9 protein-coding genes are annotated in these 13637 nt (G+C 66.8%); 5 read left to right on the plus strand and 4 right to left on the minus strand.

The features are described 5' to 3' along the window. Window positions 1-25: 25 nt before the first annotated feature. A complete protein-coding gene (locus E5A73_RS00420; protein WP_240699934.1) occupies window positions 26-841 on the plus strand; it encodes a Crp/Fnr family transcriptional regulator in 816 nt (271 codons plus the stop codon). 53 nt (window positions 842-894) lie between these two features. Here E5A73_RS00420 and nagA read toward each other — a convergent pair whose 3' ends face one another. The 3 genes from nagA to E5A73_RS00435 are packed head-to-tail and all read right to left on the minus strand — an operon-like array spanning window position 895 to window position 3849. Beyond that, complete coding sequence (gene nagA / locus E5A73_RS00425; protein ID WP_135961844.1) at window positions 895-2082, minus strand: N-acetylglucosamine-6-phosphate deacetylase; 1188 nt, start codon at window positions 2080-2082, stop codon at window positions 895-897. After that, window positions 2082-3089, minus strand: coding sequence for an SIS domain-containing protein (locus E5A73_RS00430; RefSeq protein WP_135962478.1), 1008 nt, complete (start codon window positions 3087-3089; stop codon window positions 2082-2084). Before E5A73_RS00430 ends, nagA begins: the two co-directional genes overlap by 1 nt. Window positions 3090-3105: 16 nt before the next feature. Beyond that, complete coding sequence (locus E5A73_RS00435) at window positions 3106-3849, minus strand: GntR family transcriptional regulator (RefSeq protein WP_135961845.1); 744 nt, start codon at window positions 3847-3849, stop codon at window positions 3106-3108. A gap of 206 nt (window positions 3850-4055) precedes the next feature. Between E5A73_RS00435 and E5A73_RS00440 the strand changes: the two genes are divergently transcribed. The 4 genes from E5A73_RS00440 to nagE all read left to right on the plus strand — a co-directional run bounded on the left by E5A73_RS00440 (window position 4056) and on the right by nagE (window position 13348). Next, window positions 4056-6764 (plus strand): TonB-dependent receptor, encoded by a 2709-nt coding sequence (locus tag E5A73_RS00440; RefSeq protein ID WP_135961846.1) that lies wholly within the window; start codon window positions 4056-4058, stop codon window positions 6762-6764. A 145-nt stretch (window positions 6765-6909) separates the two neighbouring features. Continuing rightward, window positions 6910-9177, plus strand: coding sequence for a beta-N-acetylhexosaminidase (locus E5A73_RS00445; RefSeq protein WP_240699935.1), 2268 nt, complete (start codon window positions 6910-6912; stop codon window positions 9175-9177). Between the two features lie 8 nt (window positions 9178-9185). After that, window positions 9186-11642, plus strand: a complete 2457-nt coding sequence (ptsP, locus tag E5A73_RS00450; RefSeq protein ID WP_240700006.1) for a phosphoenolpyruvate--protein phosphotransferase — start codon at window positions 9186-9188, stop codon at window positions 11640-11642. Beyond that, a complete protein-coding gene (gene nagE / locus E5A73_RS00455) occupies window positions 11639-13348 on the plus strand; it encodes an N-acetylglucosamine-specific PTS transporter subunit IIBC (RefSeq protein WP_135961848.1) in 1710 nt (569 codons plus the stop codon). The genes ptsP and nagE overlap by 4 nt, the downstream gene beginning before the upstream one ends. Here nagE and E5A73_RS00460 read toward each other — a convergent pair. Then, window positions 13341-13598: a hypothetical protein gene (locus tag E5A73_RS00460; RefSeq protein WP_135961849.1), complete on the minus strand. Its 258-nt coding sequence runs from the start codon at window positions 13596-13598 to the stop codon at window positions 13341-13343. The two genes, nagE and E5A73_RS00460, sit on opposite strands and share 8 nt — an antisense overlap. Window positions 13599-13637: the final 39 nt, after the last annotated feature.

Below are 13637 nucleotides of genomic sequence, written 5' to 3' on the forward strand. Positions count from 1 at the left end.
ATGCTATGCTTGACAATCGTCAGCCATGATATTCGGCGTTGGCGGCGGAGAGATGCTTTGCGCTCCCCCCGATTATGCGGAGAGCCACGTGGCGGACACCGATCATCCATTTGCGGGCCTCGTATCCAGGCTGGAGGCCAACCAGACGCTTTCGCGCGAGGACCGCGAGGCGTTGCTCCACCTGCCAAACAAGCTACGCCAACTCGATCCCGGCACCTATATCGTCCGCGAAGGCGATCGCCCGCGCGCCTGCGGTGTGCTGATCTCGGGCTTCGCGTATCGTCAGAAGGTCACCGGCGATGGCGCACGCCAGATCATCGGGCTGCACGTACCCGGCGAAGCACTCGACTTCCAGAACCTCTTTCTCGAGGTCTCCGACCATAATGTGCAGATGCTGACGCGCGGCGAAATCGCGGAGGTGCCGATCGAAGCCTTCCAGAAGATCGCGCTCGAACGGCCCAATGTCGGACGCGCGATCCTCGTCACTACGCTCGTCGAGGCTTCGGTATTTCGCGAATGGGTGCTCAATATCGGTCGCCGCGATTCGCGTAGCCGGCTCGCGCATCTGCTGTGCGAGTTCGCGTTGCGGCTGGAAGCGGGCGGCGCGGCCCGGCCCGATCATGGTTATGAGCTGCCGATGACCCAGGAACAGCTCGCGGACGCCACCGGCCTCACGCCGGTGCACGTCAATCGTGTCTTGAAGATGCTCGAGGCCGAGGGACTGATCGTGCGCAACCGGCGCCATATCAGCTTTCCCGACTGGCATCGCCTGCGCGATGTCGGCGATTTCAACCAGCGTTACCTGCACGTCCGCGATCGCGCGACCAATGGTGTGTTCTAAGAGCCGCACGACCGGTGGAGGGACAGCCCGGCCCCCATGCAGCCGCCCAGTCCCTAGGCGGCGTCGACGGCTGAGTGTTGTCGCCTGTTCGTGGATGCCGGGTCCCGACTTTCGACGCCGCCTATCCAGGTTTCCACCACAGAAAATTTCGCGTCGACCGCGACGAGATCGGCGCGGTAGCCCGGCGCGATCTCGCCGAGGCTGTCGGCTAGACCGAGGAAGGTGGCCGGTGCGTGCGCGGCCATGCACGCGGCGGTTTCAATCGAAGTCCCCAGCATCTTCACGCAATTGGCGAGCGCCGAGACCATGTCGAGGTGGGAGCCCGCAATCGTGCCATCGGCGTCCCTGCAGATCCCGTCGATGACGCGGATAGGCCGCCCCTGGAGCACGAACTCCGCCGAATCGCTCCCGACCGTCGGCATCGCGTCGGTGACCAGCATCAACTGCTCGGGAGGCTTGCAGCGCAGTGCGATGCCGAGCGTGGTGGGGCTGACATGGTGTCCGTCGACGATGATCCCGCAGATCAGTTCGGCACGTTCGAGCGCGGCGCCGGTCAGGCCCGGGGCGCGCGAGGTGAGCGGCGACATCGCGTTGAACAGGTGCGTGATGCCGGTGACGCCGGCCTCGACCGCCGCGATCGACTGTTCGTAGGTGGCGTTGCTGTGCCCGGCCGCGACGACCACGCCAGCTTCCGTTAGGCGGCGGACCGTCGCCGGATCGGTTCGCTCGGGAGCCAGCGTCACCAGGGTGCGGCCGCGCTTGAGCGACGTCAGCACGGCGATGCCTTCGTCGTCGAGCGTGCGGATCTTTTCCGGCCGATGGATTCCCCGGCGCTCGACGTTGAGAAACGGACCCTCGATGTGGATGCCGAGTACACCCGGTACGCCCTGCGCGATCGCCGCATCGACTGCGGCAACCGCTGCGCGGATCACGTCGAGGTCGTCGCTGATCAACGTCGGCAGGAAGCCGGTGGTGCCGAAGCGCCGGTGCGCGGCGCCGATCGCGGCGATTCCTTCGACGGAGGGCGAATCGTTGAACAGCACGCCGCCGCCGCCATTGACCTGGGTGTCGATGAAGCCGGGAAGGAGCATCGCGCCCGCGAGATCATGTCGCGCCGCATCGGCGGGAATCTCGCTTGCAGGAACCACGGCGGCGATACGGTCGCCATCGACCAGCACCGCCTCGCCGTCACGAAGAGCACCCGCGCGGAGGACGCGGCCATTGACCAGAGCAGTGAGCATCAGACGGTTTCGGTGACCTTGGCGAGCAGGGGAGGGCGGTCGGGGTCGAACCCGCGCCGCAGCGAAAGCGCGTTGGCGGCGCGGTAGAATGCCTGGATCTGGAGCATCGGCTCGATCGCCGGGTGCGCGGCCGGGTGCGGCAATTGGATCGCGCCGGGGACATTGCCGCCGCTGACCAGCACGTCGCCGCCGCGCGCGACCACTTCGGCAACGAGTTCGTCGACGCCGTCGGCGGTCTCGTCGCCCTGGCGGAAGACGAGCAACGGGAAATCGGGGCCCACCAACGCCATCGGTCCGTGGCGGACCTCTGCGGCGCTGAACGCCTCGGCGTGGAGCCCGCAAGTCTCCTTGAACTTGAGCGCGGCTTCCTGCGCAATCCCGAAGCCGAGCCCGCGGCCGATGACGTAGAGCCCCTGCGCGTTTGCGAGTCGCTCGACCATCGGCGACCAGTCCGCCGCCCAGGCCTGACCCAGTAGCGCCGGCGCATTGTGGAGCGCTTCGAGCATCTCGCCATCGCCTGCCCATTCGCCGACGAGGTGCAACAGCGCCGCGAGACTGGCGATGTACGATTTGGTCGCCGCGACGCTGAGTTCGGCGCCGGCGTGCAGCGGCAGGAAAGTGTCGGCCTCTTCGGCCAGCGGCGAGTCCGCCGTGTTGCCCAGCGCCAGCGTTCGCGCGCCGCCCTGCTTGGCGGCGCGCATCGCCGAAAGGATGTCGGGGCTCTTGCCCGATTGCGAGATGCCGATCGCCAGCATGCCCGTCAGGTCTGCCGAGGCGCCATAGACCGACGAAATCGAAGGCGCGGCTGAAGTGGTCAGCACGCCCAACCGCGTCTCGATCAGATATTTGCCGAAGGTCGCGGCATGATCCGAGCTGCCGCGCGCGCAGGTCAGCGCGCCGCGCGGGGGCTCCGCGCGAAGCTGGGCGGCGAGCGCAGTCACCGCGATCTGATTGGCGGCGAGCTGGCGGCGCACGACGGCGGCGGCTTCGCCTGCTTCCTCGAACATCTTCGTAGTCACTACATCAACCCCGTATGTCGAGTTCGGCGACAAAGTCATAGGCATCGCCGCGGTACCAGCTTTGCGTCGCCTCGATCACCCGGCCATCGGTCAGGAACCCGCGGCGCTCGATATAAAGCCCCGGGGCGCCGGCATCGATCCCTAGCAATTTGGCCTGTTCGGCGTTGAACAGCACGGCGCGCAGCCGCTGGAGCGCGCGCACCGGGCGATTGCCGGTGCCTTCCAGCGCCGCATAGAGCGACGCGCCGACGCCCTCCTCGCTGTCGAGCCCGAAACCGGGGATCGTCGAATATTCGATCGCCATCGGCGTGTCGTCGGCAAAGCGGATGCGATTGAAACGATATACCGGCGTGCCCGGGCTCAGCCCCAGCGTCAGCGATTCATCCGGGGTGACAGCGCCCGACGAACGCCCGAGCCATTCGCTGCGCACCGTGCGTCCGCGCGCGGCCATATCTTCGGAGAAGGACGAAAGCTTGGCAAACTGCTTCTCGACTCGGCTGGCGACGAACGTGCCGGCGCCATGGCGGCGGACGAGCAGGCCTTCGTTGACGAGCGTGTCGAGCGCCTTGCGCAGTGTGATCCGCGAGACCGAAAGATCCGCGGCGAGATCGCGCTCGGCCGGCAGCGCCTCATTGGGCTTGAGCACCTGATCGCGCAACGCATCGCGCAGCGCATCTTCCAGCCGCCGGTAAAGCGGGCCGCCACCGGTTCCGTCGAGGGGTCGTATCTTGTCGGCCAGAAGCGGCATTTCGGTTTCCACCATTGGGCGCAGGTCGAGTGAAGGGCAATACTAAGACCAATAACATACCACAAGCTACCCAAAAAATGCGCGGCGGCGTAACATTTGTGAAAGAATCCCTCTTGACGCCCCTATTGGTCTGACGGATGGTCTGTGGAATGGTATGCAACTGGTATAAAAAAGACATGCCACTGGGATCATAAAGGGGACGAGATATGAGGATACGGGCTCTTCTCATTGGCACGGCCAGCGCGGTTGCGCTGTTTTCGGGTGCCGCACACGCACAGACGGCGGATCAGGCGCCGGCCTCGACCGAGGCGCAGGAAGGTGAGGACGTCGTCGTCACCGGCTATCGAGCCTCGCTGGCCGCCGCGATCGAAACCAAGCGTAACGCCAATTCGATCATCGACTCGATCTCGGCCGAGGATGTCGGCAAGTTCCCCAATACCAATGTCGCCGAAGCGCTGACGCTGATTCCCGGCGTCACCGTCGATCGGCAGTTCGGCCAGGGCGAGAAGGTCTCGATCCTCGGCACCGATCCGGCGCTCAACCGCACCCTGCTCAACGGCCAGACGGTCGCATCGGCGGACTGGTTCATCCTCGATTCGCCGGGTCGCACCTTCAACTATGCGCTGCTCGCGCCGCAATTGGTCAACCGAGTCGACGTGTACAAGTCGCCCGAGGCGCGGATCGACGAAGGCTCGATCGGCGGAACGGTCAACGTCGTCACGCGCAAGCCGCTCGATCTCAAGCCGTTCACGATCGCCGGGACACTCGGCTATCTCTACAACGACCGCTCGAAAAAGGGCGATGTCCAGGGATCGGCGCTGGTCAGCTGGCGCAATGAGAGCGGCACGATCGGCCTGCTCGCTTCGTTCCAGCGCGCCAAGGACCAGCTTCGCCGCGATGGCATCGAGGCCTATGGCACGATCACCGCGGATTTCTGGAATGGCCGCAACGATGCGGGCACGAGTTCGCTGCCCCCGCCGACGCCAGGGGCGCCGGGATATACGGGTCTTTGCGCCGGCACCTGCGCGACGACGCTCGCCGCCAATCCCAAGGCGGTGTTCCCCAACGCATTCGGTACTTCCTATTTCGAGCAGGGGCGCGAACGGCTGACCTATTCGGCGGCGGCGCAGTGGCGGCCGGTGCCCGAGCTGACCGTCGGGGTCGACTATCTGCGCATCGACGCGACCTACGACAATCTCAACCAGTCGATGTACGCCTTTCCGGGCAACACCTGGAACAGCGCAGGCCGGCTGACCGGGCTCAATGTCCAGGACGGGATCGTCACCGGGGCAACCTTCAACAACGCATTGTCGGTGCTCGACGCGCAATACCGCACCGCCGAGATGCACTCCGAGACCTGGCATGGCCAGGTCGGCTGGGAAGGCGTCAACTGGAACCTGAATGTCGAGGGCGGCATGTCCGACGCCGATGGCGGCACCAAGAAGCAGGTGTTCCTCGAATTCCTCAACTGGGCGAACTACACCGTCGACATCAGCGGCGCGCCCAAGAGCCCCGGCACGATCAGCTACACCACCAACGTGCTCGGCAATCCGGCGGCGTTCGCGACCGATCCGGGCTGGAGCGGCAATCTCGTCGAGAAGCCGACCAGCGACAAGGAGCGCTACGGCCAGGCTGACTTGACGTTCAAGTTCGACGGCAGCCTCAAGAGCTTGCAGCTTGGCTATAAATATCGACGCCACGAAACCGGCCAGCGTTATGCCGGCGTCACGGTCGCCGGGGTCAATGCCTCTGCTTCGCTGTTCGATCCGAGCCAGGTGCGCGACAATTATCTGCGCGGCTTCGACGGCGTGAACGACCAGATGACCGGCCGCTTCAAGATCGACGGCAATTCGATGGTCGATTATGTCGAGGGCGGCAGCTGGGTGCCGGGCGGCGGGGCGGTGCCGACGCCGTCGCAATTCGCTGCGGTCGAGTTCGCCGCGGGCAATTGGGACGTGACCGAGGACATCCACGCCGCCTACGCCCAGATCAACTTCGAACAGGGCGCGCTGCGCGGCAATATCGGTGCGCGTTACGTCCACACCGCCAGCGAGAGCGGGGGCTATGTGTGCACCTCGGGCACCTGCGCGGTCGCCGCGAACTGGGAGTGGCAGACCACGAGCAAGACCTATGAAAACGTCCTGCCGACGATCAACATCGCGATCGACCTCAAGCGCGACTTGATCTTCCGCGCGGCGGCAACCCAGGTGATCGCGCGGCCCAATTACTCGGACATGACCAACTCGTTCTGGCTGGCCGATTCGATCCAGACCGGCGGCGGCGGCAATCCCGATCTCGATCCGTATGAATCGGACAATTTCAACGCGTCGCTCGAATGGTATCTCGCGCCGCGCGCGATCCTGTCCGCCGAAATCTTCTACAAGAGCATCTCCAACTACATCCTGACGCGCACTGTGTCCGAGGCGCATTTCAACACGTCGCGCGGGATCGTCACGAACTACGACATCAGCCGTCCATTCAATGCCGGTTCGGCGCAGGTGAAGGGCTTTGCCGTCGCCTATCAGCAGAGCCTGCCTTATGGGTTCGGCATCCTCGCCAACTACACCTATTCGGATGGCGAGGGTCAGAATGGCGCGGATCTGCCGTTCAACTCGCGGCACCAGGCGAGCCTGAGCCCGTTCTTCGAAGCTGGCCCGGTCTCGATCCGCGGGACGTATACCTGGCGGTCGAAATACTTCACCGGAATCGATCGCGGCGATCAGATGTATGTCCGCGGCACGGCCAATGTCGACGTGTCGGCGACCTATAACATCACCGAGAATATCGGGCTGACCGTCTCGGGGATGAACCTGACCGACAGCGAATATTATGCCTATGCCAATACGCCGCGCCTGCCGCGCGGGGTCTATCGCACCGGCCGGAGGGCGCTTGCCTCCGTCAACGTCAACTTCTGATAGCGCCGCAAGGCGCCTGACGGGTGGCGGGGTTTCGAGCGATCGTCTCCCCGCCGCTCGCTTTTTCTGCGGATTTCGCGGCGGGCAGTCGATTGAGCCCGCCGCGAAACCGCCTAGACTGGCCGTCCACCGTCGGGAGCCTCGCTTGATTTTCTTTTCTCGATCGCTGGTCGCGCTGGGCGCCTTGCTTGTCGCTGCGCCAGTCGCGGCGCAGGTCCCCAAGCTTTTGCCCTTGCCGGCCGAACTGCATGGCGAATCGGGCAGCTTCGCGCTCGGCGCCCGGACCGCTTTGCTCGTCCCGGCGGGGGATCCCGGCGCGCGCGTTGCGGCGGAACGCTTCGCCGCGCTGATCGCAGAAACGCGCGGGCTCAAGCTTGCGATCGGATCGCGCGAGCGAGCGGGGTCGATCCGCTTCGTCCGCGCAGCCACGGGCAAGGCCGAATCCTATCGGCTCGAAGTCATGCCGGGCGGGGCCGTCATCACCGCGGGGGACGATGCCGGTCTGCTCTACGGCGCCGTCACCTTGTGGCAGGCGATGACCCAGGCGCCGGGCAAGGGCGCCGTGTCGGTTCCGGCATTCGGTGTCGCCGATGCGCCGCGCTTCGGCTGGCGCGGGTTGATGCTCGACAGTGCGCGCCACTTCCAGTCGCCCGCTTATGTGCGCAAGCTGATCGACTGGATGGCGGTCAACAAGCTCAACACATTGCACTGGCATCTGGTCGACGATCAGGGCTGGCGGATCGAGATCAAGAAATATCCCAAGCTCACCGCCATCTCCGGCTGGCGGCATCCTGCCACCGCGGCGGGTGCGCCGCAGCTCCCGCAGGTCGGCGGCTTCTATTCGCAGGACGAGATCCGCAGCATCGTCGCTTATGCTGCGCAGCGTAACGTCACGATCGTCCCCGAGATCGAGATGCCGGGCCATGCACTCGCCGCGATCCGGGCGTATCCCGAACTCGGCACCGGCGTGCCGATCCCGCCGGGCACCGAGAGCGATTGGGGAGTGTTTCCCTGGCTCTACAATCTCGACGACAAGACCTTCGGATTCCTTGAGGATGTGCTCGACGAAGTGATCACCTTGTTCCCGTCGCGCTACGTCCATGTCGGCGGCGACGAGGCGACCAAGGAGCAGTGGAAAGGCTCGGCAACGATCCAGGCGCGAATGAAGGCGCTCGGCATCAAGGACGAGGCCGCGCTCCAGGCGGCGTTCATGCGCCGCATCGGCGAACATCTCACCAGGCGCGGGCGCAAGCTGATCGGCTGGGACGAGATCCTCGAAGGCGGCGAAGTGCCACCTGACGCGACGATCACTTCGTGGCGCGGCGTCGAAGGCGCGATCACTGCGGCCAAGGCCGGGCACGATGCCGTGCTCAGTCCCTCGCCGACGCTCTATTTCGATCACCGCCAGGGTGCAGGCGACAATGAGCCCCCGGGCCGTCTCGACGTGATGGACTTGCGGGCCATCTACAATTTCGAACCCGTTCCCGCCGAAGTGCCCGCCGCGCAGCAGCACCATATCCTCGGCCTCCAGGCCAATTTGTGGGCCGAGCATATCCGCACCGAGGAACGCTCGGCGTGGATGACCTTTCCGCGTGCTTCGGCGATCGCGGAGATCGGCTGGTCGGCCAAGGCACCGCGCGATTACGGCGCATTCGTCGATCGGCTGATTCCGCAGCTGGATCGGATGCGGCCGCTTGGCCTGCGTCCCGCGACGAGCGCGTTCGCAGTGACGCCCAGCTACGCCCATACGCCGGGCAGTGACGGTGCGACGGTGACGCTCGCCAACCAGTCCGGACTCGAGATCCGCTATACGACCGACGGCAGCCCGGTGACCCTGAAGTCGCCGGCCTATCGCGGCCCGATCACGGTGAAGTTTCCTGCCAAACTCAACGCAGCCGCGTTCCACGGCGGCCGCGTATTGCCTGGTGCGCTGGCGGAGACCGTTACTGCGCAGCGGATGCGGTGGCGCAGCGACGAGATGCTCGAGACCTGCACCAAGCGCGTCGTGCTCGCGCTGGAAGACGATTATCCCGCGACCGGCAAGCGCGCGGTCTTCGTCACCGATCTGTTCAATCCGTGCTGGCAATGGGAGAAGGCCCCGGTCGGCGACGCGAAGCAGATCGCGATCACCGTCGGGCAGATCCCGTTCAACTTCCAGGTCGGCAAGGACATTGACGGGATAAAGTTCGCTTCCCCGGCGACCCCCGACGGCGAGTTCGAAGTGCGCGCCGGGACCTGCGAAGGACCGCGCGTTGCGGTGCTTCCGCTCGCTCCCGCGGTGGGCAATCCCGGCCTGACCCGGCTGGTCGGCAAGATCGCTCCGCGTCCGGGCAACGAGACTTTGTGCATCCGCTATACCGCCAAGGGCGTCGAGCCGGTCTGGGCAGTGGACGCCGTAGAATTGATTCCGTGAGTGGCATGATGATTGAAGTCGTGAAGCTGGTCGCTCCCTTCGCCGGGTGGCTCGCGCCACTGGAGGCGGTCCCCGACCCGGTGTTCGCCGAGCGGATGATGGGGGACGGCTTCGCCATCGATCCGATCGAAGGGGTGCTACGCGCGCCCGCGGCGGGCGAGATCCTGTCGGTTCCCGCCACTGCGCATGCCGTGACGCTCCGGCTGGACAATGGCGCCGAGTTGTTGCTTCACATCGGTCTCGAAACCGTCGCGCTCGGCGGCAAGGGCTTCGTCGCCAAGGTGGCAGCGGGGCAGCGCGTCGCGGCGGGCGATCCGCTGATCGAATTCGACTTGGACGCCGTCGCCGAAGCGGCGAAGGCGTTGATCACCCCGGTGGTGCTCGCCAGCGAAGGCTATGTCCTGACGCTGGAGGCGACCGGCCGCCGCGTCGAAGCGGGCGAGAGCGTCGCTCGGATCGCACGCGCGGCACCACGCGAGGCAAGCCGTGAAACCGCCAACGAGGAACGTTTCGAACGCGAGGTGATCGTCTCCGCTGCACATGGAATCCACGCCCGCCCGGCCGCGCGGATCACCGCGGCGTTGCGGCCCTTCGTCGCCGAGGTGGCGCTGATCGCGGGCGACAAGCAGGCAAATGCGCGCAGCACCGTGGCGCTGCTCGGTCTCGGCGTCGGCCGTGACAGCGCCGTCCGGGTGACCGGCGTCGGCGCGGATGCGCGCGCGGCGGTCGATGCCGTGGCCGAACTGATCCTGTCGGGACTGGGCGAGGAGGGGGGGGTAGTCCCCGCAGCGCCGGCGATCCGGACGCAAGGGCCGGTCTGCGCTTCGCCGGGGCTCGCCATCGGCGAAGCGCTGCAGCTGCGCGCCGCCGACCAGGACGTGCCCGACAATGGCGCGAACCCCGCGGACGAGCGCGCGGCACTTGACGCCGCGCTCGCCAAAGTCACCGGCCATCTCGCCGGCGCGCGCGGCGCGGCTGCAGCGATCGCCGAAGCGCATCGCGCGCTGCTCGAAGATCCCGAACTGATCCGCGTCGCCGGCGAGCACATCGCCGCCGGCCGCAGCGCCGGCTTCGCGTGGCGCGCCGCAAGCGGGCAAGCGGCGGCGGCGATCCGCGCTACCGGCGACGCGCTGCTGATGGAACGCGTCGCGGATCTCAAGGATCTCGAGCGCCAGGTGATCGCGGCTTTGCTCGGCACTGACGGGGAGAGCGTTCCGGCACTGCGCGCGGGCACGATCCTGATCGCCGACGATCTGTTGCCGTCGCAATTCCTTTCGCTGGACGCGGCCAGCCTCGCCGGTATCTGCACCGCGGCGGGCGGCCCGACCTCGCACGTCGCGATCCTCGCCGCCTCGGCCGGGGTCCCGATGCTGGTGGCGGCGGGGGACAGCGTCCTGGCCATCGCCGATCGTACCGCGTTGATCCTCGACGCCGATGCCGCGACGATCACCGTGGAGCCGAACCCCGATGCCCTTGCACAAGCGAGCGAACGCCTGTCGGCGACGCGCGAGCGCCACACGCGCGACATCGCCGCTGCGCACGAACCGTGCCGCATGGCGGATGGCACGCGGATCAAGATATTCGCCAATCTCGGCTCGGTAACCGACGCGGCGGCTGCAGTCGCTGCGGGCGCCGAGGGTTGCGGGCTGCTGCGCACCGAATTCCTCTTCCTCGAGCGCGATACCGCGCCCGTCGAGGAGGAGCAGCGCGACACCTATTCGCGGATCGCCGCGACGCTGGGCGATCGGCCGCTGATCGTCCGCACGCTCGATATCGGCGGCGACAAGCCGGTGCCCTATTTGCCGATGGGCAATGAGGAAAACCCGGCGCTCGGCCTGCGCGGCGTGCGGCTCAGCCTCGCCCGGCCCGATCTGATGCGGCTCCAGCTTCGCGCCATCCTGCGCGGCGTGCCGGCGAGCCAGTGCCGGATCATGCTGCCGATGATCGCCGATCTGGGCGATTATCGTCCGGTGCGTGCGTTGCTCGACGACGTTCGGGCGGAGCTCGGCATCGCCGATCCGGTCCAGCTCGGCGTGATGATCGAGACGCCGGCGGCCGCGATGCTGGCCGGGCAGATCGCGCGCGAAGCCGATTTCCTGTCGATCGGCACCAACGATCTGACGCAATACACGCTCGCCGCCGATCGCGGGAATGCGGCGGTGTCGCAGCGGATCGACGCGCTGCATCCTGCGGTGCTCCGCCTGATCCGCGAGGTCGGCAAGGGCGCGCAGGCGGCCGGCCGCTGGGCGGGCGTCTGCGGCGGACTCGCTTCCGACCCGCTCGCCGCGCCGATCCTGATCGGTCTCGGCATCACCGAGCTATCGGCGACGCCTGCCGCAATCCCCGGGCTCAAGGCGGCGGTCCGCCGGCTCGACATGAACGCATGCGTAAAGCTGGCAGGGAAGGCGTGCGACGCCGAATCCCCTGCCGAGGTGCGCGCACTTGCCCGAGAGGCACTGGCATGACTTTCCGACCCGCAACCCTGCTCGCCAAGGCGCAGCCGCTGGGCCGCGCGCTGATGCTGCCGATCGCGGTGCTGCCGATCGCGGCCTTGCTCCTCCGGCTGGGGCAAGCCGACCTGCTCGGCGTGCCCTTCATTGCCGCCGCAGGCGAGGCGATCTTCTCCAACCTCGGACTGTTGTTCGCGGCGGGCGTCGCGGTGGGGCTGGCGCGCGAAAATCACGGCGCTGCCTCACTCGCCGGAGTGGTCGCCTACCTCGTCGCGGTCGAGGGCGCCAAGGTGCTGCTCCATTTGCCCCCCGAACTGGTCTCCGCCTCGGCGCTCGAACAAACGGCGTGGCGCGCCAAGGAGATCGGCAAGCTCAGCGTCGCCGCCGGCATTCTTGCCGGGATCACCGCGGGCGTGCTCTACAACCGCTTCTCGAACATCAAGCTGCCCGATTATCTCGCTTTCTTCGCGGGTCGCCGCTTCGTCCCGATCGTCGCCGGGTTTGCCGGGCTCGTCGGCGCCGTGCTGTTCGGGCTCGGCTTCCCGTGGTTCGAGGCGGGCATCGACACGCTCAGCCGCTGGGTGCTCGGCGCCGGGCCGGTCGGGCTGTTCCTGTTCGGGCTGCTCAACCGGCTGCTGCTGGTCACCGGGCTGCATCACATCCTCAACAACATCCCCTGGTTCATACTCGGCGACTTCAACGGCGCGACCGGCGACATCAAGCGCTTCTTCGCCGGCGATCCGAGCGCGGGCGCGTTCATGGCGGGCTTCTTCCCGGTGATGATGTTCGGGCTGCCCGCGGCGTGCCTGGCGATGTACCGCAACGCGCTGCCCGGGCGCCGCAAGGCGGTCGGCGGACTGCTGCTCAGCCTCGCGCTCACGTCGTTCCTCACCGGCGTCACCGAGCCGATCGAGTTCACCTTCATGTTCCTCGCGCCAATGCTCTATGTGGTGCACGCAGTGCTCACCGGCATCGCGATGGTGCTGATGAATGCCTTGGGGGTGAAGCTCGGCTTCGGCTTCTCGGCCGGGCTGATCGATTATGTGCTCAATTACGGCCTCGCCACGAAGCCGTTGCTCCTGCTCCCCGTCGGCGCCGCCTATTTCTGGATCTACTACGCCGCGTTCAGCTGGTGCATCCGGCGCTTCGACCTCAAGACTCCCGGTCGCGACGAGGAAGTTGCTCCCGCGGCACAGCAAGCCGCTTCCGGCGCGCGCGGGCCGGCCGTGCTCGCCGCATTGGGCGGCAATGCCAATGTCCGCAGCGTCGACGCCTGCACTACGCGGCTCCGCCTGGTCGTGGCCGATTTCGCGGCGCTCGATGAAAATGCCCTACGCGCGCTCGGCGCCCGCGGCGTGCTCAAGCTCGACAATGGCGCGCTGCAGGTCGTGTTCGGGCCGATCGCCGACCAGATCGCCGGGCAAGTGCGCGCTGCGATGGCGGCAGGGCCCGTCTTCGCGCCGGTTAATGCGCCGGTAAATTCGGCTGTCGACGTCGCAGCGATCGCGCGTGCGCTGGGCGAAGGCAATATCCGCAACGTACGCGCTCGGGGTACCCGGCTGCTGGTCGATTTGGGGGATGTTTCGAAGGTCGACTCTCCGGCGCTCGAGCGCGGTGGAATCCTCGCGACGTCGATCCCGGACGATGCGACGCGGCCGCTCCATCTCATCACCGGCAACGCGACGGCGGCGCTCGCGAAGGCGCTTCGGCCGGTCAGGTAGCGCGCTGGATCAGCCCGGCACGATCGGCCTCGACGATTTCGGCATAGGAGACCCTGCCGGTCGCGCTTTCGATCCAGCATTCGGTCTCGCCATAGCCGCCCTGGCGCACCAGGACGAAAGCGCAGTCGCCGAACGGGCCGAACATCGCCGTCATCGGCCCGCCGCGTGCGGTGGGCCGGTTCACATAGACTTCGGCAAAGGCACTCATCGGCGGCAGAGTCGCGGCAGCAATGCCGTACATCGTGTCCATAACCCCTCCAGGTTCCGTCCCTTTTCTTCGATCCCCGCG

It is taken from the genome of Sphingomonas gei (genome assembly GCF_004792685.1).
GTDB lineage: Bacteria > Pseudomonadota > Alphaproteobacteria > Sphingomonadales > Sphingomonadaceae > Sphingomonas > Sphingomonas gei.

Excerpts from the sequence above, each read along its gene's own strand:
- E5A73_RS00420 (WP_240699934.1), top strand. The coding sequence starts at position 26 with ATGATATTCGGCGTTGGCGGCGGAGAGATGCTTTGCGCTCCCCCCGAT.
- nagA (WP_135961844.1), bottom strand. The coding sequence starts at position 2,082 with ATGCTCACTGCTCTGGTCAATGGCCGCGTCCTCCGCGCGGGTGCTCTT.
- E5A73_RS00430 (WP_135962478.1), bottom strand. The coding sequence starts at position 3,089 with ATGTTCGAGGAAGCAGGCGAAGCCGCCGCCGTCGTGCGCCGCCAGCTC.
- E5A73_RS00435 (WP_135961845.1), bottom strand. The coding sequence starts at position 3,849 with ATGCCGCTTCTGGCCGACAAGATACGACCCCTCGACGGAACCGGTGGC.
- E5A73_RS00440 (WP_135961846.1), top strand. The coding sequence starts at position 4,056 with ATGAGGATACGGGCTCTTCTCATTGGCACGGCCAGCGCGGTTGCGCTG.
- ptsP (WP_240700006.1), top strand. The coding sequence starts at position 9,186 with ATGATTGAAGTCGTGAAGCTGGTCGCTCCCTTCGCCGGGTGGCTCGCG.
- nagE (WP_135961848.1), top strand. The coding sequence starts at position 11,639 with ATGACTTTCCGACCCGCAACCCTGCTCGCCAAGGCGCAGCCGCTGGGC.
- E5A73_RS00460 (WP_135961849.1), bottom strand. The coding sequence starts at position 13,598 with ATGGACACGATGTACGGCATTGCTGCCGCGACTCTGCCGCCGATGAGT.